Origin of the sequence: Rubellimicrobium thermophilum DSM 16684 (genome assembly GCF_000442315.1) — a bacterium.
GTDB classification, from domain to species: domain Bacteria; phylum Pseudomonadota; class Alphaproteobacteria; order Rhodobacterales; family Rhodobacteraceae; genus Rubellimicrobium; species Rubellimicrobium thermophilum.
The window spans coordinates 725624-751966 of the sequence record NZ_KE557320.1 but is presented as its reverse complement, the minus strand read 5'-3'; the positions used below and the strand labels follow the sequence as shown (position 1 = coordinate 751966).

At 68.3% G+C, this 26343-nt stretch carries 28 protein-coding genes and 1 pseudogene; 16 read left to right on the top strand and 13 right to left on the bottom strand.

Annotated features, from left to right (window positions below; genetic code table 11):
• Positions 1-60 precede the first annotated feature (60 nt).
• Complete coding sequence (locus RUTHE_RS04605) at positions 61-699, bottom strand: histidine phosphotransferase family protein (protein WP_021097133.1); 639 nt, start codon at positions 697-699, stop codon at positions 61-63.
• 42 nt (positions 700-741) lie between these two features.
• Between RUTHE_RS04605 and RUTHE_RS04600 the strand changes: the two genes are divergently transcribed.
• From RUTHE_RS04600 to olsA, 3 genes are all read left to right on the top strand, one after another.
• The gene (locus tag RUTHE_RS04600) at positions 742-948 is read left to right on the top strand and encodes a DUF3553 domain-containing protein (protein WP_021097132.1); all 207 of its coding nucleotides are present in this window, start codon (positions 742-744) and stop codon (positions 946-948) included.
• Between the two features lie 89 nt (positions 949-1037).
• Positions 1038-1802, top strand: coding sequence for a GNAT family N-acetyltransferase (locus RUTHE_RS04595; RefSeq protein WP_021097131.1), 765 nt, complete (start codon positions 1038-1040; stop codon positions 1800-1802).
• Positions 1799-2635, top strand: a complete 837-nt coding sequence (gene olsA, locus RUTHE_RS04590) for a lyso-ornithine lipid O-acyltransferase (RefSeq protein WP_021097130.1) — start codon at positions 1799-1801, stop codon at positions 2633-2635. The genes RUTHE_RS04595 and olsA overlap by 4 nt, the downstream gene beginning before the upstream one ends.
• Here the strand turns inward: olsA and RUTHE_RS04585 are convergent.
• The gene (locus RUTHE_RS04585; RefSeq protein ID WP_021097129.1) at positions 2632-3255 is read right to left on the bottom strand and encodes a thiamine phosphate synthase; all 624 of its coding nucleotides are present in this window, start codon (positions 3253-3255) and stop codon (positions 2632-2634) included. The two genes, olsA and RUTHE_RS04585, sit on opposite strands and share 4 nt — an antisense overlap.
• A gap of 96 nt (positions 3256-3351) precedes the next feature.
• Here RUTHE_RS04585 and RUTHE_RS04580 point away from each other — a divergent pair, with 96 nt between their 5' ends.
• The 8 genes from RUTHE_RS04580 to RUTHE_RS04545 all read left to right on the top strand — a co-directional run bounded on the left by RUTHE_RS04580 (position 3352) and on the right by RUTHE_RS04545 (position 11042).
• Positions 3352-4131 carry an RNA methyltransferase gene (locus RUTHE_RS04580; protein WP_021097128.1) on the top strand — a complete coding sequence of 260 codons (780 nt, stop codon included), beginning with the start codon at positions 3352-3354 and terminating at the stop codon, positions 4129-4131.
• 31 nt (positions 4132-4162) lie between these two features.
• Positions 4163-5299: a heme A synthase gene (ctaA, locus tag RUTHE_RS04575; RefSeq protein ID WP_021097127.1), complete on the top strand. Its 1137-nt coding sequence runs from the start codon at positions 4163-4165 to the stop codon at positions 5297-5299.
• Between the two features lie 124 nt (positions 5300-5423).
• The gene (locus RUTHE_RS04570) at positions 5424-6893 is read left to right on the top strand and encodes a carboxypeptidase M32 (protein WP_021097126.1); all 1470 of its coding nucleotides are present in this window, start codon (positions 5424-5426) and stop codon (positions 6891-6893) included.
• 155 nt (positions 6894-7048) lie between these two features.
• On the top strand, positions 7049-7513 hold the full coding sequence (gene rplM, locus RUTHE_RS04565; protein ID WP_021097125.1) for a 50S ribosomal protein L13: 465 nt from the start codon (positions 7049-7051) through the stop codon (positions 7511-7513).
• Between the two features lies 1 nt (position 7514).
• Positions 7515-8021: a 30S ribosomal protein S9 gene (gene rpsI, locus RUTHE_RS04560; protein ID WP_021097124.1), complete on the top strand. Its 507-nt coding sequence runs from the start codon at positions 7515-7517 to the stop codon at positions 8019-8021.
• A 182-nt stretch (positions 8022-8203) separates the two neighbouring features.
• Positions 8204-9094, top strand: a complete 891-nt coding sequence (locus RUTHE_RS04555; protein ID WP_021097123.1) for an ABC transporter permease — start codon at positions 8204-8206, stop codon at positions 9092-9094.
• Entirely contained in the window at positions 9094-9903 is an 810-nt protein-coding gene (locus RUTHE_RS04550) for an ABC transporter permease (protein WP_021097122.1), read from the top strand. The genes RUTHE_RS04555 and RUTHE_RS04550 overlap by 1 nt, the downstream gene beginning before the upstream one ends.
• Positions 9904-9908: 5 nt before the next feature.
• A complete protein-coding gene (locus tag RUTHE_RS04545; RefSeq protein ID WP_051150406.1) occupies positions 9909-11042 on the top strand; it encodes an ABC transporter ATP-binding protein in 1134 nt (377 codons plus the stop codon).
• A 1-nt stretch (position 11043) separates the two neighbouring features.
• Here the strand turns inward: RUTHE_RS04545 and RUTHE_RS04540 are convergent, their stop codons facing one another.
• From RUTHE_RS04540 to RUTHE_RS04520, 5 genes are read right to left on the bottom strand one after another with little or no spacing between them, the layout of a single operon-like run.
• Positions 11044-11547 (bottom strand): acyloxyacyl hydrolase, encoded by a 504-nt coding sequence (locus RUTHE_RS04540; RefSeq protein WP_021097120.1) that lies wholly within the window; start codon positions 11545-11547, stop codon positions 11044-11046.
• A gap of 55 nt (positions 11548-11602) precedes the next feature.
• Positions 11603-12220 carry a TetR/AcrR family transcriptional regulator gene (locus RUTHE_RS04535; RefSeq protein ID WP_021097119.1) on the bottom strand — a complete coding sequence of 206 codons (618 nt, stop codon included), beginning with the start codon at positions 12218-12220 and terminating at the stop codon, positions 11603-11605.
• A 42-nt stretch (positions 12221-12262) separates the two neighbouring features.
• Positions 12263-13273, bottom strand: a complete 1011-nt coding sequence (locus RUTHE_RS04530) for an alpha/beta fold hydrolase (RefSeq protein WP_021097118.1) — start codon at positions 13271-13273, stop codon at positions 12263-12265.
• Positions 13257-14177 (bottom strand): homoserine O-succinyltransferase, encoded by a 921-nt coding sequence (locus RUTHE_RS04525; RefSeq protein ID WP_021097117.1) that lies wholly within the window; start codon positions 14175-14177, stop codon positions 13257-13259. The genes RUTHE_RS04530 and RUTHE_RS04525 overlap by 17 nt, the downstream gene beginning before the upstream one ends.
• Positions 14178-14227: 50 nt before the next feature.
• The gene (locus RUTHE_RS04520; RefSeq protein WP_021097116.1) at positions 14228-15100 is read right to left on the bottom strand and encodes a hypothetical protein; all 873 of its coding nucleotides are present in this window, start codon (positions 15098-15100) and stop codon (positions 14228-14230) included.
• Positions 15101-15540: 440 nt separating this feature from the next.
• On the opposite strand from RUTHE_RS04520, the gene alaS reads away from it, so the two are divergent.
• The 3 genes and pseudogenes from alaS (at position 15541) to RUTHE_RS04510 (ending at position 18534) form a co-directional block, all read left to right on the top strand.
• Positions 15541-17931 (top strand): alanine--tRNA ligase, encoded by a 2391-nt coding sequence (gene alaS / locus RUTHE_RS04515; protein ID WP_021097115.1) that lies wholly within the window; start codon positions 15541-15543, stop codon positions 17929-17931.
• Positions 17880-18062 (top strand): annotated as a pseudogene (locus RUTHE_RS18560) (hypothetical protein); the annotation flags it as partial. The gene alaS and the pseudogene RUTHE_RS18560, both read left to right, overlap by 52 nt.
• 154 nt (positions 18063-18216) lie before the next feature.
• On the top strand, positions 18217-18534 hold the full coding sequence (locus RUTHE_RS04510; protein ID WP_021097114.1) for a DUF1330 domain-containing protein: 318 nt from the start codon (positions 18217-18219) through the stop codon (positions 18532-18534).
• 99 nt (positions 18535-18633) lie between these two features.
• Here RUTHE_RS04510 and typA read toward each other — a convergent pair whose 3' ends face one another.
• From typA to RUTHE_RS04480, 6 genes are all read right to left on the bottom strand, one after another.
• On the bottom strand, positions 18634-20454 hold the full coding sequence (typA, locus tag RUTHE_RS04505; RefSeq protein WP_021097113.1) for a translational GTPase TypA: 1821 nt from the start codon (positions 20452-20454) through the stop codon (positions 18634-18636).
• Between the two features lie 19 nt (positions 20455-20473).
• On the bottom strand, positions 20474-21583 hold the full coding sequence (locus RUTHE_RS04500; RefSeq protein WP_021097112.1) for a hypothetical protein: 1110 nt from the start codon (positions 21581-21583) through the stop codon (positions 20474-20476).
• Between the two features lie 178 nt (positions 21584-21761).
• The gene (locus RUTHE_RS04495; RefSeq protein WP_021097111.1) at positions 21762-22385 is read right to left on the bottom strand and encodes a YitT family protein; all 624 of its coding nucleotides are present in this window, start codon (positions 22383-22385) and stop codon (positions 21762-21764) included.
• Complete coding sequence (locus RUTHE_RS04490) at positions 22354-23568, bottom strand: NADP-dependent isocitrate dehydrogenase (RefSeq protein ID WP_021097110.1); 1215 nt, start codon at positions 23566-23568, stop codon at positions 22354-22356. Before RUTHE_RS04490 ends, RUTHE_RS04495 begins: the two co-directional genes overlap by 32 nt.
• Before the next feature lie 159 nt (positions 23569-23727).
• The gene (locus tag RUTHE_RS04485) at positions 23728-24003 is read right to left on the bottom strand and encodes a hypothetical protein (RefSeq protein ID WP_021097109.1); all 276 of its coding nucleotides are present in this window, start codon (positions 24001-24003) and stop codon (positions 23728-23730) included.
• 24 nt (positions 24004-24027) lie between these two features.
• Positions 24028-24681 (bottom strand): alpha/beta hydrolase, encoded by a 654-nt coding sequence (locus RUTHE_RS04480; RefSeq protein WP_021097108.1) that lies wholly within the window; start codon positions 24679-24681, stop codon positions 24028-24030.
• Between the two features lie 155 nt (positions 24682-24836).
• Between RUTHE_RS04480 and iscR the strand changes: the two genes are divergently transcribed.
• Together iscR and RUTHE_RS04470 are read left to right on the top strand one after the other, a co-directional pair.
• The gene (gene iscR / locus RUTHE_RS04475) at positions 24837-25295 is read left to right on the top strand and encodes a Fe-S cluster assembly transcriptional regulator IscR (RefSeq protein ID WP_021097107.1); all 459 of its coding nucleotides are present in this window, start codon (positions 24837-24839) and stop codon (positions 25293-25295) included.
• Positions 25292-26332, top strand: a complete 1041-nt coding sequence (locus RUTHE_RS04470; protein ID WP_021097106.1) for a cysteine desulfurase family protein — start codon at positions 25292-25294, stop codon at positions 26330-26332. The genes iscR and RUTHE_RS04470 overlap by 4 nt, the downstream gene beginning before the upstream one ends.
• Positions 26333-26343: the final 11 nt, after the last annotated feature.

Here is a 26343-nt window from a genome sequence, read left to right as displayed (position 1 = left end):
GGGCGATCCTTCGCGATCCCGGCCCCGCAAGGACCCGGGCAAGCCCGGCCTGTCCGGCTGTCAGAGCCGCGCCTCGATCCGGTCCGGGGAGATCGACAAGGCAAGGGTCCGTCCCAACCCCCGCAGCGCGGGGGGCAGCAGGGCGAACTGCACCCGGGCGGCCCCGTCCGGCGGACGGGCATGAGGGGTCAGGAGGGCCGCCCAGAGCGATTCGTCCACCCGCATCCGGGGGCCTTCGCCATGGACCCACCACTGTGCCCCCTCGCGCAGGACGCGGATATGCCCGCCCATCGGCATGGCCGATTCGAAGCACTGGAGAAGCAGGAAGAGCGCCCGCGCCTCGGCCCTCGGCACATCGCCCGGCGCTTCCCAGTCATAGGACAGGCGCCCCGCGCGCGAAACCGCGCGGAGGGTGGAGACCAGCTCGGACCGCGGGACAAGGGCCCCCTCCGGTGCGGTGCCGTAGGCCAGGCGGACAAAGCGCAGGCGGGCCACGGCATTCTCCACGCTTTCGCGGATCAGATCCGTCTCCGGCGAAGGAGGAAGGCCGGCCAGACCCATCAGCTCGACCCCGTTGGCGATGGCCCCCAGCGGATTCATCAGGTCATGGCAGATGCGCGAGGCAACCGCGGCGGACAGATCCTCTCCCGCGGAGCGGATGCGGGAGGCGGCATCCGGGAAAAGGTGGACTTCGGTCATGGTGCAAGGCAATTTGAGGCTTTGCCGCCAAGGAGGTGAGGGATGAGCGACCTGACCGGAATCCTGGCGCCGGGCATGCTCGTGGCGCATCCGGGGCGACCCGACTGGGGCACCGGCATGGTGCAGTCCGTGACAGGCCGGCTGGTGACGGTCATGTGGCCGGATGCCGGCAAGGTGGTCATCGATGGCACGCGGATCTCCCTCCTTCTTGTGGCGACGGGACCGACAGACCCACCGGGGCCCGAGTGATTCGTCACCCGGCTGTCATCATGCCCGGAATTGGTTGCGAAAGGGTTAACACCCCGATCGGGGAGGCAAGATTTCCGCAAGGAGACCCCATGACCCAATACATCCCCCGATTCGCGCTGCGCATGGCTGCATCGCAGGCCGACAGACATGCGGCCCAGCGGCTTCGCCACCGCGTCTTCGTCGAGGAAGGGGGCGTGCGTGGCGGGGGCGAAAGCTGTCCGGCCTCGGGCATCGAGGCCGACCGCTTCGACCGGTTCTGCGATCATCTGCTGCTCTATGATGTCCTGCACGGAACCGAGCCGATCGGCACCGCGCGCCTGATGGACCCGGAAGGGGCCGAACGGGCCGGCGGATACGCCACCGAGGAGGAATTCGATCTCTCGCGCCTGCGCGCCTCGGGGCGGCGCCTGATGGAGGTGGGGCGCGTCTGCCTGCTGCCCGAACACCGCGGCAGCCTGGCGATGCACCGGCTGTGGCAGGGTCTGGCCGCCCTCGTCGAGGCCCGCAGGATCGACATCCTGATCGGCCTGGCCTCGCTGCCCGGCGAACGCCCCGAGGCGATGCGCGAGATGCTCGCCTGCCTCAGGCGCGACCGGCTGGCGCCCGAGACGATGCGGCCCCTCTCGCGCAGGCCGGTGCCGATGGACCCCGAACCGGATGCGCCGATCGACCGCCGGGCCGCGATCCTGGCCATGCCGCCCCTGCTCAAGGCCTATCTGCGGCTCGGGGCCCGGGTCGGGGAGGGGGGCTATCACGACCCCGACTTCCGCTGCATTGATGTCTGCGTCGTGCTGGAAGCCGAGGGGATCGGAGAGCGCGAGCGGGCCATCTATGGCGGGGCACGTCCCGCATGAGCCTGACATGGCAGGGCGAGGCGCCGATGATGCCAGCCCGTCCCGGCCCCGCAGGCTGGGCGAGGGCGGCACTGCGGGGGCTGCTGCTGCTGCTGCTGCTGACGGCGGGTGTGGCGGTCAAGGCCGCGATCAGGCTTCCCGAACGGCCCCTGTGCGGCCTGCGGCGGCCCGTCTCGCCCTGGGTGACGGTCCTTGTCTGCCGCGCCGCGCTGCGCCTTCTCGGCCTGCGGGCCGAGAGGACAGGCCAGCCGATCCGCAGCCACGGCGCAATGGTGGCGAATCATGTATCCTGGCTCGACATCTTCGCGCTCAATGCGCAGGGGCCGATGGTCTTTGTCAGCAAGGCCGAGGTCGCGCGCTGGCCGGGAATCGGACTTCTGGCCCGGATCACGGGAACCCTGTTCATCCGCCGCGAGGCCCGGGGAGAGGCCGCGGCGCAGGCGCGAGCCCTGACCCGGAAGCTGCAATCGGGGCAGGTCCTGCTGTTCTTCCCGGAGGGCACATCGACCGACGGCCAGCGCGTGCTGCCCTTCAAGCCGGCCCTGTTCGCCGCGCTGCTGGATCCGGCGCTGCCGCCGGGCTTCTGCCTGCAGCCGGTGACGCTGGACTGGCGGGCGCCTCCGGGTGAGGATCCCCGCTTCTATGGCTGGTGGGGAGGGGCCGCCTTCGGAAGCCATGCCCTGGCTGTGCTGGCCGCACGGCGGCAGGGCGGCGTCCGGGTGACCTTCCATCCGCCGATCCCCGTTGCGGGGCATGACCGCAAGACCCTGGCCGCACGGGCCGAGGCCGCGGTGCGCAGCGCCCTTTCCGCAGAGGCCGTGCCCCCCTCCTAGCCCAGTGCGGCATCCAGCGCGCGCAGGGCCGCGACGGGATCGGGGGTTTCCCAGACTTCCGGCCCGAAGGCGAAGAAATCCGCCACCGGGGCGAGATCGCGCACCGTCGCCTCGTCCAGCGCGCCTTCGGCGACGACGGGCAGTTCGATCATCTCGGACCACCAGGCGAAGAGATCATGCGTCGCCTGCCGCCCGTCGCCGAGCGGCGTCGCCCCGGCGGGACCGAAGGCGATGTAGTCGGCCCCCAGCTCGCCCGCCGTCATCCCGTCATGGCGCGAGGCGCCGCAGAAGGCGCCGACGATGGCATCGCGCCCCAGCTCCCGGCGGACCTTGCGCACCGATCGTGCGCCATCGACCAGATGCACCCCGTCGAGGCCAAGGCGCCGTGCAAGAAGCACATGGCTTTCGATCACCAGCGGGATGTCGCGGGCATGGGCCGTCTCGCGCAGGGCATCGGCGGCGCGGGCGATGCGGTCCTCGTCGCGGGTGGAGAGCGCAAGCCGCAGGCAGGCGACGGGCACGGCATCGAGCAGGCGCGCCAGGATCCCCGGAAAGACCGCCAGATCCAGCTCGGGCGGAGAGATCAGGACGATCTGGGGGCGTTCGCGGGTCTCGGCCATGGCGGCGGTCCTTTCGCGGTCCTTCGCACTGGGGCGGGCTTGTGACGCGCCACTGCGGGCTTTGCAAGCGGCGAGGGGACCGCTATCGGGACAGGCATGAGCGAAAGGCCCGATCCCGTCCCGCCCGTCTTTGTCCTCGTGCGCCCGCAGATGGGTGAGAATATCGGCGCGGCGGCGCGGGGAATGCTGAATTTCGGTCTGACGCGGATGCGCCTTGTGGCCCCGCGCGACGGCTGGCCCAACCCTGCGGCGGTGGCCATGGCCTCGGGCGCGGGGCGTGTGCTGGATGCGGCACAGGTTCATCCCGATGTCGCGCAGGCCGTGGGCGACTGCACCCGCGTCTATGCGACGACCGCCCGGCCCCGCGACATGACCAAGGTCGTGATGACCCCCGAGGAGGCCGCGCGCGACATGGCCGCCCATGTGCAGGCCGGCGGACGGGCGGCCGTGCTGTTCGGACCGGAACGGTCGGGGCTGACCAATGACGACGTGATCCGCGCCCATGTCATCGTCACGGTGGATGTCAACCCGGATTTCCCGTCGCTGAACCTGGCCCAGTGCGTCCTGCTCATGGCCTATGAATGGCGCCGCGCGACCCATGCCGCCGAGCCCGTGCGGATCGCCATGGCCGGCGCCGAATGGGCGACGGCGGAGGAGATGGAGCATCTGGCCCGCCATTACGAGGAACGGCTGGAGCAGGCCGGCTGGTTCTGGCCGCCCCACCGCGCCGACAGCATGAAGGCCACGCTGCGCAACCTCTGGAGCCGGATGCCGCTGACGGGGCATGATGTCCAGATCCTGCACGGCATCCTGCGGCAGATGGTCCGATGGGCAAGGCGGGGCGGCCGGGTTGAAGGGGACGGGCCGGAGGCCTAGGGTCCCGGCCGTCCAGGGAGGACCGATCCCGATGGCCACGAAGCCCCGCAGCATCTTCGAGGAGGTGCAGAGCAGCGACCGCCCCGCCACGCAGGCCGGCGTCATCGACCGCGGACGACCCGATTCGCGCCGGCAGATCCGGATGTGGCTGACGGCCCTGTTCGCCCTGGTCGTGGCGATGATCGTCGTGGGCGGTCTGACGCGGCTCACGGATTCGGGGCTGTCCATCACCGAATGGAACCTGGTCACCGGAACGCTGCCCCCCCTGTCCGAGGCCCAGTGGCAGCGGGAATTCGACCTCTACCGCGCCAGTCCGCAATACGAGCTGATGAACCGCGGCATGACGATCGAGGAGTTCCGCTTCATCTACTGGTGGGAATGGGGGCACCGCTTCCTGGGCCGGGTGATCGGTCTGGTCTGGGCAGCGGGGTTCCTCGCCTTCTGGGCGCTGGGGCGGCTGCCGCCCGGCTGGCCGCTGCGGCTGCTGGGCCTTGGCGCGCTGATCGGCCTGCAGGGGGCGATCGGCTGGTGGATGGTGCATTCGGGGCTCCAGCCCGGCATGACATCGGTCGCCTCCTACCGGCTGGCCGTGCATCTGGGTCTGGCCTTCGTGATCCTGGGCCTGATCGCCTGGGACGTGCTGCGCCTCTCCCGCCCGCAGGCCGAGATTCTGGCCGCACGCCGGCAGGGAGAGCGACGGCTGTTCTCCGGGGCGACGGGGCTCATGCATCTGCTGTTTCTGCAGATCGTCCTGGGGGCGCTGGTGGCGGGGATCGATGCCGGCCGGGCCTTTCCGACCTGGCCGGACATGGGGGGCGGTTTCCTGCCGCCGGACATGTGGGGCCTGACGCCCCTCTGGCGCAACCTGTTCGAGAATGCCGGCACCGTGCAGTTCATCCATCGGATGACGGGATACGCGGTGGCGATCCTGGCCGTCCTGGTCTGGCTGCGCGCACGCGGATCCCCCCATGCGACCACGCGGCGGGCCTTCGACGCAGTGCTGGGCGCCGTGGCCGTGCAGATCGCCCTCGGCATCTGGGCGGTGCTGAGTCAGGCCCAGCTGCATGTCGCCATCACGCATCAGGCGGTGGCGGTCCTGCTCTGGGTTCTGGTCATCCGCGCCCGTTTCCTGGCCCGCGCCCCGATCGTCAGCCGCATCGCCGGCTGACCGACCCCACCGGCAGGCACCCCTTGCGGGAGGCACCCTGGCCGTGCGTCCCCCGCCGAGAGGCCCCGGCACCCCGTCCGATCCTGCCCCGATCCTGCCCCCGATCCGAGAGGAGAGTCGCCCGATGACCGCCTATGCCGAACTGATGGCCTTTCAGCGCGAGACCGAGGCGCTGGCCCAGGTGATGGGTCGGCTGGGCTGGGATCAGGAAACCGTGATGCCGCCGGGCGCTGCGCCCCAGCGGGCCGAAGAGATGGCGGCGCTCGAAGCCGTCCTGCATGCGCGCCGAACCGATCCGCGCCTTGGGGACTGGCTGGCCGCGGCCGTGGCCGAGGATGAGGTGGCTGCGGGCAACCTGCGCATCCTGCAGCGCAGCTACGAACGCCATTGCAAGGTGCCCGCGCGGCTTGCGGCCGAGATTGCGCGCGTCACCTCGCGCGCGCAGGGGATCTGGGCCGAGGCGCGGGCGGCAGAGGATGTCGGCGCCTTCCTGCCTGTGCTGAGCGAGGTCGTCGCCCTGCGGCGCGAGGAGGGAGCGGCGATCGCCGACGGCGGCGATCCCTATGACGCCCTTCTGGACGACCATGAACCGGGTGCCCGTTCGGCCGATCTGGCGGCGATGTTCGCGCGGCTGCGCCCCCGCCTCGTCGCCCTGCGCGCGGCAATGCGTGCGGCGCCGCCGGCACCGGTCCTCCGCGGCCCCTTCGCGGAGGAGACGCAGATGACCCTTGCCCGCGAGGTGGCGACGGTCTTCGGATACGACTTTGCCCGCGGGCGGCTCGACAAGGCGGTGCATCCCTTCTCGTCGGGGTCGGGTCTCGATGTACGGATCACCACGCGCACGAACCCGGAGGATCCCTTCAACTGCCTCTATGCGACGATCCATGAGGTCGGCCATGCGACCTATGAACAGAATGTGGATCCCGCGCATCGGCTGACGCCGGTCGGGCAGGGGGCCTCGATGGGCGTGCATGAGAGCCAGTCGCGCCTCTACGAGAACCAGCTGGGGCGGAGCCGCGCCTTTGCGGGGTGGCTCTACGGCCGGATGCGCGATCTGTTCGGCGATTTCGGCATCGCCTCGGAGGAGGCGTTCTATCGCGCCGTCAATGCCGTGCGCGACGGCCATATCCGCACCGAGGCCGACGAGGTGCAGTACAATCTGCACATCATGCTGCGATTCGACCTCGAACAGGCGCTGATGCGGGGCGATCTCGCCGTGGCCGATCTCGAGGCGGCCTGGAACGACCGCTTTCTGGCGGATTTCGGCTTTGCCGTAGAGCGTCCCTCGCAGGGGATGCTGCAGGATGTGCACTGGTCGGTGGGGCTGTTCGGCTATTTCCCGACCTATGCGCTGGGCAATGTCTATGCCGGCTGCCTGCATGCGGCGCTGCGCGCGGCGGTCCCGGATCTGGATGCCTGTCTGGCCCGCGGAGAGGCGGGGCCGGCCGTCGCCTGGCTGCGGGAGCGCGTCCACCGGCATGGTGCCCTGCGCCCCCCGCGCGAGACCGTGGCCGCGGCCGCCGGACGGGAGCCGGACGAGGGACCGCTGCTGGCCTATCTGGAGGAGAAGTTCGGGGCGCTGGCCGGAGGATGACCGGGCAGGATGTGGTATCATGATACCTTTCATTTTAAATCATTGTTTTGAAAGGATATAATTTCACTCATGCGGGGTTGACTTGGCGCGGTGACGGCGTAGAACCCGGCCATTCCGATGCGGGCGATGGCCCGCCCTCACATCCGGGACTGATGATGAAGACCTTCACCGCGACCCCGGCGGACATCGAGAAGAAGTGGATCCTGATCGACGCCGAGGGCGTCGTTCTGGGCCGCCTGGCCTCGATCGTCGCCATGCGCCTTCGTGGCAAGCACAAGCCGACCTTCACCCCGCACATGGACATGGGCGACAATGTCATCGTGATCAACGCCGCCAAGGTCCAGATCACCGGCGACAAGCGGAACCAGAAGGTCTTCTACTGGCACACCGGCTATCCGGGCGGCATCAAGGGCCGCACCCAGGGCCAGATCCTGGAAGGCCGCCATCCCGAACGCGTCGTCGAAAATGCCGTGCGCCGCATGCTGCCCAAGAACGCCCTGGCCCGCCGGCAGCTGTCCCATCTGCGCGTCTTCGCCGGGCCCGAGCATGGCATGGAGGCCCAGAAGCCCGAGCGTCTCGATGTCGCCGCGATGAACCCGAAGAACACGAGGACTGCGTAACATGGCCGAACAGATCCGGTCCTTCGACCAGCTCGCCGACGCTGCGGCTGCTGCGCAGGCCGCCACGGCCCAGACCCCCGTCGTCGCCGAGGCCCCCGCGCGCGAACCCGTCCGCGACGAATTCGGCCGCTCCTATGCCACCGGCAAGCGCAAGAATGCCGTCGCCCGTGTCTGGGTGCGGCCGGGCTCGGGCAAGGTGACGGTCAACGGCAAGGACATGAACGAATATTTCGCCCGTCCGGTGCTGCAGATGATCCTGCGTCAGCCCTTTGCCGTGGCCGGGGTGAACGGACAGTTCGATGTCATGGCCACCGTCTCCGGCGGCGGGCTCTCGGGGCAGGCCGGTGCCGTCAAGCACGGCATCTCCAAGGCGCTCCAGCTCTATGATCCGGCGCTGCGCCCCGCCCTCAAGGCAGCCGGCTTCCTCACCCGCGATGCCCGCGTGGTGGAGCGCAAGAAATACGGCAAGCGCAAGGCACGCCGCAGCTTCCAGTTCTCCAAGCGCTGACGCGCAGGGGACGATTCCGCAGCGGGGCGGTGCCGGAGGGCGCCGCCCCCTCGCATGTCGGGCCGCGTATCGGGGATGCGACGCCCTGCATCGGCTGCGGGCGTGCCGCCACTTCCCCGTTGACCTTCGCAGCCCTTCGGTGAACATCCCGACCGGACAGGACAGCGGCGAGCGCGCGAGGCATGGCTATCTTCGAATCCTCTCCCCGCGCCCGCGCCGCCGCGCTGGCGGCGCCACCCTTCCTCTATGCCGTGCTGCTGCTGGCCCTGCCGCTTGTCACCGTCGTGGCGGTCTCCTTCATGACCCAGCAGGGGGTGGGCCTCGATCTGACGCCGACGCTCGCCAATTATCGCGAGATCTTCACCTCCCCGGTCTACATCTGGGGCAATGCACAGCGCTGGGGCGTGCTGCCGGTCTCTCTCTTCGTGGCGGGGATGGTGACGCTCATCACCGTGGTGCTGGCCTTCCCCATCGCCTATTTCGTGAGCTTTCACGTCGATCCGGGCCGCAAGTCGCTCTGGCTCTTCCTGATCACCATCCCGTTCTGGACCAGCTACCTGATCCGCATCTTCCTGTGGAAGGTGATCCTGGGCTTCAACGGGGTGGTGAACACCGCCCTGCAGGCAGCGGGCGTGATCGAAGAGCCGTTGCAGGTGCTGCTCTACAACCTCAGTTCGGTCATCATCGCCCTCTCGCACAGCTATATCGTGTTCGCCGTGCTGCCCATCTATGTCGCGCTGGAGAAGATCGACCGTTCGCTGCTCGAGGCGGCGCAGGATCTGGGCGAGAACCGGGTGACGACCTTCCTGCGCGTGACGCTGCCCCTGGCGGTGCCGGGAATCGTGGGGGCGGTGCTGATCGTCTTCATCCCGGTGATCGGAGACTATGTCACGCCCGAGCTGATGCTGGGCGCAGGCGGACGGCTGATGGCGAACATGATCCAGGCGCAGTTCCTCCAGCTCAACAACTGGCCGCTGGGGGCGGCGCTGGCCCTCGTGACGATGACGGTGGTGGTGCTGGTGGCGCTGCTGTTCGTGGCGATCAATCGCCGCTGGCTGCGGGGGCGTTCGTGATGCGCGGCTGGCCCCTGCGGATCTATGTGATCCTGATGCTGGCCTTCCTCTATGCGCCGATCCTGCTTCTGCCGATCTTCGCCTTCAACGATGCGGCGATCATCGCCTTCCCGCTGGCCGGTTTCTCCACCCGCTGGTTCGAACAGCTCTGGAGCACGCCCGCGCTGCATCAGGCGCTGCGCAACTCTCTCGTGATCGCGACGGTCACGGCCCTGCTGGCAACGACACTCGGGGTCTGCGCGGCGCGGGCAGGGGCGATGGCCTCCTTCCCCGGCAAGCGGGCGATGCTGGGCTTTGTCATGCTCCCCCTCGTGCTGCCGGAGATCATCGTGGCAGTGGCGCTGCTGATTGTCGTGCGGCAGGTCCTGGACCTCGACCTGTCCAACTGGACGGTGATCGCGGCCCATACCGTGATCTGCATGCCCTTCTCCATCGCGATCCTGAACGGAGCCTTCCAGAATCTCGATCCCTCCTACGAGGAGGCGGCGATGGACCTGGGCGAAGGGCGGTGGGGCGCCTTCCGGCTTGTCACGCTGCCCCTGGTGATGCCGGGGATCGTCTCCTCGCTGCTCATCTGCTTCATCATCTCGCTGGACGATTTCGTGCTGGCCCAGTTCCTGACCGGGCAGAACCCGACGCTGCCGGTCTATATCTACGGCCTGACCCGCTTCGTGGACGCGCTTCCGGTGATCATGGCACTGGGGACCATCCTCGTGACGCTGTCGATCACCCTTCTCATCATTGCCGAATGGTTCCGCCGCCGCGGCCTGGCCCGTGCCGGCATCAAGGACTCCGGAGGGTTCCTGTGACCGACATCGCCCCTGCACCGGCCGTCCCCGCCCGGCCAGCGCCCGCCAAGGAGCGGCCGACACTGATCCGTCTGCGCGACGTGCACAAGTATTACGGCGATTACCATGCCTTGCGGGGTATCGACCTCGACATCCGCGAGGGCGAGTTCTTCTCGCTGCTGGGCCCTTCGGGATGCGGCAAGACCACGCTGCTGCGCACCATCGCCGGATTCGAGCAGCCAAGCCAGGGAACCCTGTCCATCGCCGGACAGGACATGAAGGGGGTGCCCGCGAATCTGCGCCCCACCAACATGGTGTTCCAGTCCTATGCCATCTTCCCGCATCTCACCGTGGCCGAGAATGTCGGCTTCGGCCTCCGGCGCGATCCGCGCAGCAAGGCCGAGAAGGCGCGTGCCGTGGCCGAGGCACTGGAGATGGTGGGCCTTGGCGGCTATGGCAACCGTGCGGCCCATGCCCTCTCGGGCGGGCAGCGGCAGCGGGTGGCCCTGGCGCGGGCCCTGATCCTCAAGCCCAAGGTCCTGCTGCTCGACGAGCCGCTTTCGGCCCTCGACAAGAAGATGCGCGAGCAGATGCAGGTGGAGCTGATCAAGCTCCAGCGCAATGTCGGCATCACCTTCATCCTGGTCACGCATGATCAGGAGGAGGCCCTGGTCATGTCCGACCGCATCGCCGTGATGTTCGAGGGCTCCATCGCCCAGATGGCGGATCCCGAAACGCTCTACCGCCGTCCCAACTCCCGTCAGGTGGCCAGCTTCATCGGCAAGATGAACATGCTGCCCGCCCATGTGACGGCCGAGGGCGGCCGGATCGTCGTGGATGTGGCCGGGCTGGGCCGGGCCGAGGTGTCGCCCGAACAGGCCCCCGGCGGAGCGGTGACCGGCTCCACCATCGTCGGCATCCGTCCCGAGACGCTGGGCATCCTCTTCCCCGGCGAGACCACCGACCGCCGCCTGGCCCCCGGTATCGTCGATGAGGTCGTCTATTACGGCGACATGACCTATTACGACGTGCGCATCGAAGGCGTGCCCGAGCCGCTGACCATCTCCAACAAGAATTTCATCGGGGAACCCGTTCTTGATGTCGGCACGCCGACGCAGGTGATCTGGGATGAACGGTCGCTTGTGGTGCTGAGCCGCTAGCTCAGTCGAGGGGCCAGGACCAGCGCAGCCCGACCGTCTCCATCCCCGGATTCTCTCTCCCGAGATTGCCGTTGGAGCGGTGATCGACGGTCAGCGCGAGCGTGGCCCCGTCATCAAGGCCCCAGACAAGGGCCAGGGCGCTGCGGAACTCGACCGGATGACCCAGGTCGTGATCGCCGGCCGCATAAAGCCCAGGCATGAAGGACGCCTCCAGCCAGAGGCGATCGCTGCCCCATCTCCAGCGGAGACCGGCACCCGCCCAGACATCGCCGCCGGATGTCAGGGACAGGCCGGCGACGGGCTGGAAGGCGCCCCATTGGCGGTCAAGGGCGTGGGCCAGGGCGATCTCGAATCCGTCCGGTTCCTGCTTCCACAGGACGGCGGCGGCGGTCACGGACCAGCCGGCCGGGGTCTCGATCCGTTCGAGACAGGGAAAGGGGCAGTCGGTCCAGAGCCGGACCACACCTGATGCGATCAAGGCCAGCGACGCCAGCGACACACTCATCCGAATCTCCGTTTCCGACGGCCAGACTGAACAAGCGTCTTCTCTGGGGGAAGGATCAGATGTCCGGCGGGATCAGACCGAGGCCGCGCAGATACACCCCGATGCCGGATTCGAGCAGTGCTTCGGGGGAAAAGGGGCTGCGCGTGCCGGGGACGCCGCGGGCGAACAGCTCCACCACGCCATGCGACAGGGCCCAGACATGGGCCACGAACATCGAAGGGGGCGGCCTCTTCTCCGGCGGGATATGGCGCGAAAGGTCGGCGGCGGCCTTCTCCATGACGGCGGTGGCGCGCGCCGCGGCCTGCGCGAGCTCGGGTGTGCGCTGGATCGAGATGCCCGATTCGAACATGGCGACGTAATGCCCCGGATGCTTGCGCGCAAAGGCCAGATAGGCGCGGCCTGTCGCCTCGAAGGCGGCAAGGGCAGAGGGCTGGCCTTCGTTGTAGGCATAGTCGAGCAGGTCGGCGAAGATCTCGTAGCCCTGCCGCGCGGCCTCGGCGATCAGATCCTCGCGCCCGGCGAAATGGCGATAGACGGCGGCGGGGGTGACACCCGCCTCGCGCGCGGCCTCGGACAGGGTGAATCCGTTGGGACCGCGTTCGGCGATCAGGCGCAGGCAGACCTCGACCAGGGCCTGACGCAGATTGCCGTGATGATAGCCGCGCTTGTGCAAGCCGCTGGTCTCCCTGCCGATACGGGCCCTGTGTGCATGCCCTTATGTGGGATCGGCCGGGACAGGGGCAATCCGCGTCCGGAGCCCCGCGCGATCCCGCGCGCGGTCGATGGCGGCGATCACCGCCGCGGGGGCGCTGTGATGGGGCATGTGGCCGATGCCCGGCAGCACCGTCAGCCGCGCGGTGGGAATCAGGCGGCAGAGAGGACGGGAATGGACCTCGAGCGGCACCGTCGGATCGGCATCGCCATGGATGATCTCCACGGGGACCGTGATCGCAGGATAGCGCGCCGCCATCGCCACCAGATGCGGGCGCAGGCTGGCGACCTGCCGGGCATTGCTGCGCAGGCTGCGCAGGCGCAGGGTGAGGTCCGGGCCGAAATGGGCGGCATAGCCCGGCGGCACGGGATCAGGCGCAAAGGTTGCGGCGATCGCCCGGTGCACGAGGGCGGGCGGCACGAAGGCTGCGAGCAGCGGCGGCAGCAGCAGCCCGCCCAGACGCGAGGCGTTCAGCCGGTAAAGCCGTCCGAGCCGTCCCGGCCAGGGCATGGTCGCCCCCGCGACATCGACCACCGCTGCCGTTCCCTGGGGGTCGTCGAGAGCCCAGGCGAGTGCGACGGAAGCCCCGTAGGAATGGCCCAGAAGGATGGGCCGTTGCAGGCCGATCAGCCGGGCCGCCTCGCGCAGCATGGCGGCCTGTTCGGCAGGGCTGGCCCCTTCGTTGCAGAAGGGATGGTCGAGGCCGGGACGCGGCTGATCGCTCCAGCCCATGCCGGGGCGGTCGAAGGCGGTGACGCGATAGCGCCCCTCGATCATCCCGACGAAGCGGAAGGTCCAGTCGCGCGAGGAACCGGAGGCCCCGTGGATGAGCACCAGATCCGGCCCCGATCCGCGCGTGACCGCATGAACGCGCCGCCCGTCCGGCAGGGCGATCAGACGCCCCTCCGGCGGATGGGTGATGGCCGCGCGCGCCGCCCGCCTGTGCGCCCCTGCGGCCGTGGCGCCGCCTGCGGCCAGGGTCAGGGCGACGATCAGGCTAGCGGCCGATGGCATCGATGTCGTAGGGCGTCGTCTGGTAGATCTCGTTGATCCAGTTGCCGTAGAGCAGATGCGCATGGCTGCGCCAGCGGTTCGGCACGGGGCGGCTGGGATCGTCGTCCGGGAAATAGTCGTGCGGCATGCGGATCGGCAGGCCGGCGGCGACATCGCGTTCGAACTCCTGCCGGAGCGTGTCGCTGTCATACTCCAGATGGTTGAAGATGTAGAGCGTGCGGTGATCCGCGTCCTCCATCAGGCAGGGGCCGACGGCATCGCTGTGCAGGAGGGTGATCAGGCCCTTCGCCTCGGCCTCGTCGCGGCGCACCTCGGTCCAGCGGCTGACCGGCACCACCAGATCATCGGAAAAGCCCCGCAGATAGGGCGAGGCAGGGACAAGCGCCCGATGCCGGTAGAGCCCGAAGGCCTTCTGCGGGAGCATGTGCTTCTCGATGCCGTGGAAGTGCCAGGCCATCGCCATCCCGCCCCAGCAGACGCCGAAGGTGGAATGGACATGCGTCCGGCTCCAGTCGAAGACGCGGCGCAGCTCGTCCCAGTAGGTGACCTCGTGATAGGGCAGATGCTCGACCGGGGCGCCGGTGACGATGAGGCCGTCGAACTTCTCGCCCGAGGCCTCGACCGCGGCGAAGGGGCGGTAGAACTGCTCCATGTGCTCGGCGGCGGTGTTCTTCGTCTCGTGCGAGGTCATGCGGATCAGCGACAGCTCGATCTGGAGCGGCGTGGCCCCGATCAGACGGGCGAACTGGATCTCCGTCTGGATCTTCTTGGGCATGAGATTGAGCAGGCCGATGCGCAGAGGGCGGATGTCCTGACGCGCGGCGCGGGTTTCGGACATCACCATGACCCCCTCGCGCGAGAGGACATCGAAGGCGGGCAGGTTCTGCGGCAGCTTGATCGGCATGGTCGGTCCCCGGAAGAGGGCGGCGGTTCTAGGGCAGCGGCAGGCGGGCTTCAACCGCCCCGCATTCGTGCCCCGATCGCATCGGCAATGGCATCGATGAAGCCGGCCTCGTCCCCGACGCGCGCCATGGTCTCGGCCGGGACGGTCACGCCCCAGCGTTCTGCCATCGCGCGATAGAGCGGCTGGCGGTGGGCCAGGGCCTTCGCATAGGTCCAGCGGATGAAATCGTCCGGATCCACACGATCCTCCGGCACCCCCTTTTCGGCGCGGTAGCCATCCCACATGGCAAGAAGGAAATCCTCGCGATAGGACATGGGCTTGGGCGCGCGGTCGAAGCGGCGGACGAGCTCGGCGGTATGCGCCTCGCTTCCCTCGATCCAGACCATGAGACAGTGATCCGACAGCACGCGCAGCACCGGATCGTCGGGATCGTCCGGGTCCACCCATTCGCAGATCGACCCGCCCGTGTCGCAGACGAAATGCGGATATCCATAGAGATCCCGCGCGCGGGCGATGAAGCGCGGCGTGTCGAGCAGGGCGTTCACCTCGGCCTCGCGGAATTCGGCCTGGCGGCGCCGGTATTCCTCGAAGGGCAGGCCGCCGCGGGCGGGATCGCCCGGCTTGCCCAGATAGGTCGAGACGGGCTCCAGATTGTCGAAGCTGACATTGGAGCCGATATAGATCGAATCAGACAGCAGAAGTTCGCGCAGGAAGGGAACCTTCATCGCCTCGCGCTTGGCGTTGTCGGCGATGAGATCGCCCATGTAGCGTGTGCCGATCCGGTAATCGACCGAATAGTGGAACCACCGGCGCGAGGCGCGCAGCATCTTGGCCAGATGGGTCTTGCCCAGACCCGACATGCCGAACAGCAGCACATGCTTTTCCGGTGCGGCGCGCCAGGCTTCGGGCGAGTCGTAGATCATGCGGCATGTCCTTCGCGGATGGCCGGGCGACATGACCAGAGCGTCGGCAGAGGCGCAAGGGAGGGGCTGCGCATCCGGCATCGAAGCCGCCCTCGAGCCGCCCTCAAGGAACCGACGAAGAGGCGCCCGGCGTCAAGGGCCATGCTCCTGGCATGAAGGCGTGCCTGACCGGGCCGGACAGGCCGGGCGGAGGTTCCCAGGGCGCCCGTCCGGCAGGGGACGGATGCCGCTGAGCCCGGGTGAGCCTCGATCCACGGCAACGGGGCGCTGTCGCCGCGGCAGCGATTCGTGCCCTGCGGGAGGTGTTGCGCGAATCGCGGCAGGAGCGCGCGTTGCAGGATGAAATTGTTAACCCTTGCCGGTCCATACCGGGGTCAAGCCACTGGACCCGCCCCGACTCGGGGGCTATTCCAGCCGAACCGCCAGGGGGACGCCCGCCGATGACCAGTCTTGCCGACATCCGATCGACCTTCCTCGACTTCTTTGCCCGCAACGGCCACGAGGTCGTGCCGTCCTCGCCGCTCGTGCCGCGCAACGATCCCACGCTGATGTTCACCAACAGCGGGATGGTGCAGTTCAAGAACGTCTTCACGGGGCTCGAGACGCGGCCCTACCGGCGCGCCACCACCGCGCAGAAATGCGTCCGCGCCGGCGGCAAGCACAACGATCTCGACAATGTGGGTTACACGGCGCGGCACCACACCTTCTTCGAGATGCTCGGCAACTTCTCCTTCATGGACTACTTCAAGGAGCAGGCGATCCCCTTCGCCTGGGAGCTGCTGACGCGCGATTTCGGCCTTCCGAAGGACCGCCTCTGGGTGACGGTCTATCACACCGACGACGAGGCGGCGGCGCTCTGGCGCAAGGTGGCCGGCCTGCCGGAGGAGCGGATCATCCGCATTCCGACCCATGACAATTTCTGGATGATGGGCCCCACCGGTCCCTGCGGCCCCTGCACCGAGATCTTCTACGATCACGGCCCCTCGGTCTGGGGCGGGCCGCCGGGCAGTGCCGAGGCGGACGGCGACCGCTTCATCGAGATCTGGAACCTCGTCTTCATGCAGTTCGAGCAGTTCGAGGACGGACGGCGCGAAGCCCTGCCGCGCCCGTCCATCGACACCGGCATGGGGCTCGAACGGATCGGCGCGCTGCTGCAGGGCAAGCATGACAATTACGACACCGATCTGATGCGCGCCCTGATCGAAGCCTCGGCCCATGCAACGGACGGCGATCCGGATGGCCCGGGGCGGATCCATCATCGCGTGATCGCCGATCACCTGCGCTCCACGGCCTTCCTGATCGCCGACGGGGTGATGCCGTCGAACGAAGGGCGGGGCTATGTCCTGCGGCGGATCATGCGCCGCGCCATGCGCCATGCGGCGATGCTGGGCGCCCAAGATCCGGTGATGCACCGCCTTGTTCCGGCGCTCGTGCGCCAGATGGGGCAGGCCTATCCCGAACTCGTCCGCGGCGAGGCCCTGATCGCCGACACGCTGCGGCGCGAGGAGACCCGGTTCCGCGAGACGCTCGACCGCGGTCTGCGCCTTCTGGACGAGGAGCTGGCCCGGCTGCCCGAAGGCGCCGACCTTCCGGGCGAAGCCGCCTTCCGTCTTTACGGCACCTATGGCTTCCCGCTCGATCTGACGCAGGATGCCCTGCGCGAGAAGGGGCGGGGCGTCGATGTCGCGGGTTTCGAGGCCGCCCTGGCCGAGGATCGCGCCCGCGCCCGTGCCTCATGGGCGGGTTCGGGCGAATCCCGCGATGCCGCGCTGTGGTTCGATCTGGCCTCCCGTCTGGGCAGCACCGAGTTCCTGGGCTACGACACCGAACAGGCCGAGGCGCAGGTTCTGGCGCTGATCCGCGACGGAGAGGCCATCCAGACCGCACAGGAAGGCGAGACGGTCTGGATCGTCAGCAATCAGACACCCTTCTATGCCGAAGCAGGGGGGCAGGTCGGCGATACCGGCTGGCTGCGCCGTCTTGGCGAAGGGGACGGCGGCGCAACGGTTCTCGACACCCGGAAATTCGCCGAAGGACGGCTGATCGCGCATCGGGCAAGGCTGGATCGCGGGCCTCTGAGCGTGGGCGATGCCGTCGTGCTCGAGGTGGATCATGACCGCCGTGCCGCGATCCGTGCCAATCACTCCGCCACCCATCTGCTGAACGAGGCGCTGCGCCGCAATCTGGGCGAGCATGTCGCCCAGCGGGGCAGCCTCAATGCCCCCGACAGGCTGCGCTTTGACTTCACGCATGGTCAGGCACTGACGGATGAGGAGCTGGCCCGCGTCGAAGCGGAGGTGAATGCCTATATCCGCCAGAACGCCCCGGTGGAGACGCGTCTGATGAGCCCGGACGAGGCGCGCGCCCTGGGCGCACAGGCCCTGTTCGGCGAGAAATACGGGGACGAGGTCCGCGTCGTCTCGATGGGCGTGCTGCCGGGATCGGGCAAGGGAATCGATGGCAGGGCCTACTCCATCGAACTGTGCGGCGGCACGCATGTCGTGCGCACGGGGGATGTGGGGGCCTTCGTGATCCTGGGGGACAGCGCCTCCTCGGCCGGGGTGCGGCGGATCGAGGCGCTGACCGGGCAGGCCGCTCTCGATCACCTGCGCGCGCAGGAACGGCGGCTGGCCGAGGTTGCGGCGATCCTCAAGGCCCCCCTCGGCGAGGTCGTGGAGCGCGTCCGCGCCCTGTCGGACGAGCGGCGTGCCCTCCAGAACGAAGTGGCCCAGCTGCGCCGGCAGGTCGCCCTGGGGGGATCCGCCCAGGCGCCCCCCCCATGCGCGAGATCGGGGGCGTGCCCTTCCGGGCGCAGGTGCTGCGCGGCGTGACGGGCAAGGATCTGCCCGCCCTGATCGACGGCATGAAGGCCGAGATGGGATCCGGTGCGATCCTCCTGATCGCCGAGGATGGCGGCAAGGCGGCCGTGGCGGCAGGGGTGACGGCCGATCTGGCCGGGCGTCTGTCCGCCGTGGATATCCTGCGGGCTGCCGTCACGGAACTGGGCGGCCGGGGCGGCGGGGGCGTCCCGATCTGGCGCAGGGCGGGGCGGCCAGCGCCGCCAATGCCGAGGCGGCCATCCGTGCTGCCGAATCCGTCATCGAGGGGGTGCTGGCATGACCACAGCGCGCGAAAACGGGCCGGGGGCCTTCTGGATCGCCCATGTCGAGGTGACGGACCCGGAGGCCTATGGCCGTTACGCCAGACTTGCGACCGAGGCCATCGCCGCACATGGCGGGGTCTTCCTGGCACGGGGGGGGCGTTACCGGCAACTGGAAGGGAAAGACCGGCCGCGCAATGTGGTCGCCCGCTTTCCCAGCTTCGAGGCTGCGATCGCCTGCTATGAGTCGCCCGCCTATCAGGCGGCGCTGGCGCATGCGAAGGGGGCGGCGGAACGCGACCTCGTCATCGTCGAGGAAGGCGCGCCCGCCTGATTCTCTCCGCCCCCGGCGGAGGGATACACCATCGGTCGTGCCGGCCGCGCAGGACCGCTCAGGGGGCCGGCCCGGCCGGCCCCACCGGGAGCAGTCGGATCAGCCCGCCGCTCGCGCCTGGCGCTTGCGCTCATGGGGGTCGAGATGACGCTTGCGCAGACGGATCGCGCTGGGCGTCACCTCCACCAGCTCGTCATCCTGGATATAGGCAATGGCCTGTTCCAGCGTCATCTGCACGGGCGGGGTCAGCTTGACGTTCTCGTCATTGCCGGCGGCACGGATATTCGTCAGCTTCTTGCCCTTGAGCGGGTTCACCTCGAGGTCGTTGTCGCGCGAATGTTCGCCGATGATCATGCCCTCATAGACGGGATCCTGCGGATTGATGAACAGCCGCCCCCGTTCCTCGAGATTCCAGAGCGCATAGGCCACCGCGGCGCCATTCTCCATGGAGACGAGCACGCCCTGCCGACGGCCCTGGATCTCGCCCTTGTAGGGGGTCCAACCGTGGAACAGGCGGTTGAGGACACCCGTGCCGCGGGTATCGGTCAGGAATTCGCCCTGATAGCCGATCAGCCCGCGCGAGGGGACATGGGCGACGATCCGGGTCTTGCCGGCCCCTGAGGGGCGCATCTCCACCAGTTCGCCCTTGCGCTGGCCGGTCAGCTTCTCGACCACGACGCCGGTGAATTCGTCGTCCACGTCGATGGTCACCTCCTCGACCGGTTCGAGCCGCTGGCCGTTCTCCTCGCGGAAGAGGACACGGGGTCGGGAGATCGACAACTCGAAGCCCTCGCGCCGCATGTTCTCGATCAGGACGCCCATCTGCAGCTCGCCCCGTCCATGGACTTCGAAGGCCTCGCCACCCGGCGTATCCGTCACCTTGATGGCGACGTTCGATTCGGCCTCCTTCATCAGCCTTTCGCGGATCACGCGGGACTGGAGCTTCTTGCCCTCGCGCCCGGCCAGCGGGCTGTCATTGATGCCGAAGGTGACAGAGATGGTCGGCGGGTCGATGGGTTGCGCGGGCAGGGGGATGTCGATCTCCGGCGCGCAGAGCGTATCGGCTACGGTCGCCTTCGACATGCCGGCGATGGTGACGATATCGCCCGCCTCGCCCATCTCGATCGCCGTCTGGGTCAGGCCGCGGAAGGCGAGGACCTTGGAGACACGGAACTGTTCCAGCCGCTCGCCATCGCGCGAGAGGGCCTTCACGATGTCACCCGCCCGCACTGTGCCCGATTCGATGCGGCCTGTCAGGATGCGGCCGATGAAGGGATCGGAGGACAGGGTCGTGGCCAGCATGCGGAAGGGCTGATCCCGGTTGGCGGCCTGCCGGGGGGGCGGGACATGACGCAGGATCAGATCGAAAAGGGCCGAAAGGTCCTTGCGCGGGCCGTTCGGCTCCGCATCCGCCCACCCCGCCCGTCCCGAAGCATAGAGATGGGGGAAATCGAGCTGCTCATCACTGGCGCCGAGGGCCGCGAAGAGGTCGAAACAGGCATCGAGAGCGGCGTCGGGATCGGCCTCCGGCTTGTCCACCTTGTTCAGCACCACGATGGGCCGCAGCCCGAGCCCGAGGGCCTTGGCGGTGACGAACTTGGTCTGGGGCATCGGCCCTTCGGCCGCATCCACCAGCAGGCAGACGCCATCCACCATGTTCAGGATGCGCTCCACCTCGCCGCCGAAATCGGCATGGCCGGGGGTGTCCACGATGTTGATGCGCGTGCCCTTCCATTCGACGGACGTGCATTTGGCGAGGATCGTGATGCCCCGCTCGCGCTCGATGTCATTGCTGTCCAGCACCCGTTCGGCGACCGCCTGATTGTCGCGAAAGGCGCCCGACTGCCTGAGAAGCTGGTCCACGAGCGTTGTCTTGCCGTGGTCCACATGCGCGATGATCGCGATGTTGCGGATGTCCATGAGTGTCTCTTGTCCGGGATCAGCCGCGCAGATAGTGGCTCGGGCTCCGAAAGGCCAGAGGGGCGCCGAAGCGCCCCCCTGCGGGAATCGTCCGATCCGGGGATCGTCCGGGAATCGGCTGCGGATCGAAGCAGGGCCGCGCGACCGTTACCAGGTGCGCAGCCAGCGCAGGAGCTGTCCTTCGTCGCGATGGCGTCCGCCCGAGACCTGCCCCATACATGGCTGCTGCAAGGGCGATCACTGCCGCAGCGGCCGCGAGGAAGCCCGTCAGCACCGCCGAACGCCGGGCGGTTTCGGCGGCATCGCGGGCGGCCTGCTCGGCCTGTGCCAGCGCCTGCTCGGCCTGCTGGCGCAGCTCCTGAAGGCGGGCCACGGCCTCATCGATCCGGGCTTCGGCTTCCTGCGGCGTCAGCGTGCTGTTGGCGGCGATCTCCTCGGCAAGGATGGCGCGGTCCCCTTCGGTCAGCTCGCCCGTGCGGGCAACCTCGAAGAGGATGTCGCGCACCACGGGCGACACGGAGACATCCGAATCGATCCGCTCGCCCGTGCCGCGCAGGAGACGGTTGTTGATGGCCTCGATGGGATCGAAGCCGGACAGGTCCAGACCGTTCCCGCCCGCCGCGGCCTCGCCAGCCGCCTGTGCTGCGCCCGCGGCGGCGGTGCCCATGCCCTGGGCCACGGCGCCGACGGTCCGGGCCGCACCCGAGGCCACATGGCCCACCGCATTGGCCGCCGCCCCGACGACCGAGCCGGCCATCCAGGCGCCGACCAGGATGCCGAGAGCCCAGACGACCATCCCGTGAAGGGCATCGCGGGCCTGCACCTCCTCGCCCGTGGCGACATCGACGCGCCGCCGCATCCGACCGGCGACATAGCCGCCAGCCCCATAGGCCAGGAGCAGCGTGATCAGGGCCCAGAGAGCCGTCAGGATCAGCGACACGGTCCCGCTGCCTTCGCCGCGTTCGGCAGACAGGGCGGAAAGCCCCAGCGCCGCGCCAAAGCCGGCGAAGACCACGCCGATGGCCGCAGCCACGACGGCGCCGGCCAGGATGGCGGGCCAATCCACGTAGTGAGCCGGTGTCGCAGACGTGGCCGGGGGCGGGGTGAGGATCGTGGTCCGTTCGGCCATGGTCAGCGCAGCCCCAGCAGAGAAAGAACGGCAAGGACGACAACGACCAAGCCGATCAGATAGATGATACCGTTCATATGTGGCCTTCCCTAGGAGTGCCGTGCGTTCGCTCGCACCGGCGTGAGGTGCCGTCCCAACGCGACTCCTCAGGGGGCGGTTCCGCGCGTTTCTCTGCGCCTCAGGTGGCCACGTAGCGATCGCGCCGATGGTTGATCGCGATGACGAGATTGAGCACCAGCGCCCCCAATGCGCTGATGGCCACGGTCTGCCATTCGATGAGCAGGAGCGCGACCCCGAACAGGGCCGCATCGAAGAGAAGCTGTGTCCAGCCTGCGCGGAATCCGGTGCGGTCCTGGATCAGCAGGCCGAGGATCCCCACCCCCCCGAGCGAGGCGCCATGCCGGAACAGCGCCAGCAGGGCCACCCCCGAGACAAGGCCGAACAGCACGGCTCCGAACAGCGGATCGAGATGGGCAAAGGACACCCATCGCGGCATCGCCATCGTCAGCGCCGAGACCGCGGCGACGGCCAGGAATGTCCTGATGACGAAGTCCCGACCGATCCGGCGCCAGCCCAGCCAGTAGAAGGGCAGGTTGATGAGGAAGAAGACGGGGCCGAAGGGCAGCCCCGTCGCGTAGGAGATCAGCACCGCAAGGCCCGCCGTCTGACCCGTCACGAGGCCCAGATGCGTCAGCACCACGATGCCGAAGGCGGCAAGGACGGCGCCCGCTGCCAACCCCTGCGCGTCGTCCAGAGGGGTATGCGCCGTCTCAGCCCCCGAGCGCACGGCCCAGATACTCATCCACCTTCTCGAGGAAGCCCATCGTGGTCAGCCATTTCTGATCCGGCCCCACGAGCAGCGCCAGATCCTTGGTCATCCAGCCATCTTCCACCGCCTGGATGGTCGCCCGCTCGAGCGTTTCGGCAAAGCGCAGCAGTTCGGCATTGCTGTCGAGCTTGGCACGGTGCTTCAGGCCGCCGGTCCAGGCAAAGATCGAGGCGATGGAGTTCGTCGAGGTCTCCTTGCCCTTCTGGTGCTCGCGGTAGTGGCGCGTGACGGTGCCGTGAGCGGCCTCTGCCTCCACGGTCTTGCCATCGGGCGTCATCAGCACCGAGGTCATCAGGCCGAGCGAGCCGAAGCCCTGCGCCACGGTGTCGGACTGCACGTCGCCGTCATAGTTCTTGCAGGCCCAGACATAGCCGCCCGACCATTTGAGGCTCGAGGCCACCATGTCGTCGATCAGCCGGTGCTCGTAGGTCAGGCCGCGCTTCCTGAACTCCTCGGCGAATTCCTCGTCGAAGACCTTCTGGAACAGGTCCTTGAAGCGGCCGTCATAGGCCTTGAGGATCGTGTTCTTGGTCGAGAGATAGACCGGGAAGTTGCGCGCCAGCCCGTAGTTGAAGGAGGCACGGGCGAAGTCGATGATCGACTGGTCGAGGTTGTACATCGCCATGGCCACGCCGGCGCCGGGGGCCTGGAAGACCTCCTTCTCGATCACGGCGCCGTCCTCTCCCACGAAGCGGATGCTGAGCGTGCCCTTGCCGGGGAACCGGAAATCGGTGGCCTTGTACTGGTCGCCAAAGGCATGCCGACCGACGACGATGGGCTTTGTCCAGTGCGGCACGAGGCGCGGCACGTTGCGGCAGATGATCGGCTCGCGGAAGATCACGCCGCCCAGGATGTTGCGGATCGTCCCGTTGGGGGACTTCCACATCTGCTTCAGGCCGAATTCCTGCACACGCGCCTCATCGGGGGTGATGGTGGCGCATTTCACCCCGACGCCGTATTCCTTGATCGCATGGGCCGCATCGATGGTGACCTGATCATCGGTCGCGTCGCGGTTCTGGATCGACAGGTCGTAATATTTCAGGTCGATGTCGAGATAGGGGAGGATCAGCTTCTTCTTGATGAAGTCCCAGATGATCCGGGTCATCTCGTCGCCGTCGAGCTCGACGACAGGGTTTTCTACCTTGATCTTCGACATCGGGACTCCCTCTGGCGCTGTTCGCGGCCGCTATAGCGCGACCGGCCGGCAAAGGGTAGGGTATGCCGTCGTATACTGCGGGGGCGGCGCATCGGTTTCATGATCCTCCTGCCCCCGGTGATGCCAGGAAAAGGTAAAGATCCGGTTAACGCCAGAGGATCAGAGGCCGCCTCGACCCGGCGCAGTCGGGAAGGAGGGGGCAGAGCTGTCCTGCCGCGCCGTCGCGGCCGCCGAAAGCCGTTCGGCCAGGACCCTGCGGGCGCGGCGTTCGGCCAGCCGCACCCGCACCGAGGTCATGAAGGCCTCCTGCGTGGTCGGAGAGGACGCGCCGAGGACCGAGCCGATCTCGGCGATGAGCTGTTCGTCGCCCAGCTCCTCGGCCGCGGCGATCACGTCCCGCGCCAGGGCGTCGGCCAGATCCTCGATCACACCCATGCGACACCCATGCGCCAGTGCCCCTCAGCGCGTCTTCTCTGTCAGACGGCGGCGGACATAGGCCTTCACCGTCTCGATCATGCGATCCATGTGCGGATCCTCGAAGAAGTGGCCGGCCCCCTCGATCACCTCATGGGTGATGGTGATCCCCTTCTGTTCATGCAGCTTGTTGACCAGGGCCAGGGTATCGGCCGGCGGGGCCACGCGGTCGGCCGAGCCGTTGATGATGAGCCCCGAGGCCGGGCAGGGCGCAAGGAAGCTGAAATCATACATGTTCGCCGGCGGAGCGACCGAGACGAAGCCGGTGATCTCCGGCCGCCGCATCAGGAGCTGCATCCCGATCCATGCGCCGAAGGAAAAGCCGGCGACCCAGCAATGCTTGGCGCTGGTGTTCATGGATTGCAGATAATCAAGCGCCGCCGCCGCATCCGACAGCTCGCCCACGCCCTGATCGTATTCGCCCTGGCTCCGCCCCACGCCGCGGAAGTTGAAGCGCAGCACGGTGAAGCCGATCTCGTAAAAGGCGTAATGCAGGTTGTAGACCACCCGGTTGTTCATCGTCCCCCCGAACTGGGGATGCGGGTGCAGGATGATGGCAATCGGGGCGTCGCGATCCTTCTGCGGATGATAGCGGCCTTCGAGCCGGCCCTCGGGGCCGGGGAAGATGACTTCGGGCATCCAGTCCCCTCACATCCGGATCCACGGTTTCTTGACGGAAACCGTCGGACACCTTAGAGTCGTTCTAAACAGGCTGCCCCGGTCGCACCGGTGCAGCCATGTGCGGACGGGAGGTAATCATGCCGCCCGTGCGCGTCAACGGCCTGGGATGAACCATGAAGCTTTCGACCAAGGGACGCTATGCAATGGTGGCACTGGCTGACATGGCGATGCAGCCGGACGGCGCCCTGGTCACATTGGGCGAGATCGCGCGGCGGCAGGATCTGTCGCTGCCCTATCTCGAGCAGCTCTTCGTCAAGCTGCGGCGGATGGGGCTTGTCGAATCGGTGCGCGGCCCCGGAGGGGGCTACCGCCTCGGCCGGCCGGCATCGGAGATCCGCGTCTCGGAGATCCTGGCCGCCGTGGATGAAACCGTGAGCGCGCTGCACAAGGGGGCGGGCGCCCATGGCGCCAACACGGGCACCGAGGCGCAGGTGCTGACCGACCGGCTCTGGGAGGGGCTGTCGGCGCATGTCTATGTCTTCCTGCATCAGACGCGGCTGGCGGATGTCGTGCGCAATCAGCTCGCGCCCTGTCCGGCGGTCCCGGCGCTGTTCGAGCTCGTGGACGAATGAGGGTCTATCTCGACTGGAACGCGACCGCGCCGCTGCGTCCCGAGGCCCGGGCGGCGATGGCCGAGGCGCTCGATGTGGTGGGCAATCCGTCCTCGGTCCATGCCGAGGGGCGTGCCGCAAGGGCCCTGGTGGAGCGTGCCCGCGAGGATCTGCTCGAGGCGCTGGGCGCCACGCAGTCGGATCTTGTCTTCACCTCCGGGGCAACCGAGGCGGCCGCGCTGGCGCTGGCCGGACGGGGGTTGAAGGGGGCGGCGGTGGAACATGACGCGGTTGCCGCCTGGGTGGAGACAAGCCTGCCGGTGGACCGCGACGGTCGCGTGACGGTCGAGGATCCCGCCGGCAGCACCCTCCAGCTTGCCAATTCGGAAACGGGCGTGGTGCAGACCCTGCCGGCAGGGCTTGCTGTCAGCGATGTCACCCAGGGGATCGGGCGGCTTCCCTATGCGCATGACTGGGCGGGGGTCGGCATGGCGATCCTGTCGGCGCACAAGTTCGGCGGGCCCAAGGGGGCTGGCGCCCTGATCCTGCCGCGCGGCCATCATCCCGAACCCCGCGCAAAGGGCGGCGGGCAGGAGATGGGACGGCGCGCCGGCACCGAGAATGTGCCCGCCATCGCCGGCATGGCCGCTGCCGCCAGGGCCGCCCTGCGCGATCTCGCCGACGGCCTGTGGGAGCGCGTGGCACAACTTAGAGACATTCTAGAAAACGCCCTTGAGGCGGCCTCGCCTGGCACCATATTCGTCGGGCGCGGGGTTGCGCGTCTGCCCAATACGATGCTGGCGCTCACCCCCGGATGGAAGGGCGAAACGCAGGTGATGGCGATGGATCTGGCGGGATTTGCCGTCTCCTCCGGTTCGGCCTGTTCCAGCGGCAAGGTCCGGGCCAGCCGGACCCTGCGTGCCATGGGATTTGCCGAGGGCGATGCGGCCTGCGCGATGCGGGTCTCGCTCGGTCCCGCCGTGACGGAGGACGAGGTGCTGCGCCTGGCCGATGCCTGGTCCGCCGCCCTGAAGAAACACAAGAGCCGCGCCGCCTGAGCGGGGCCTGC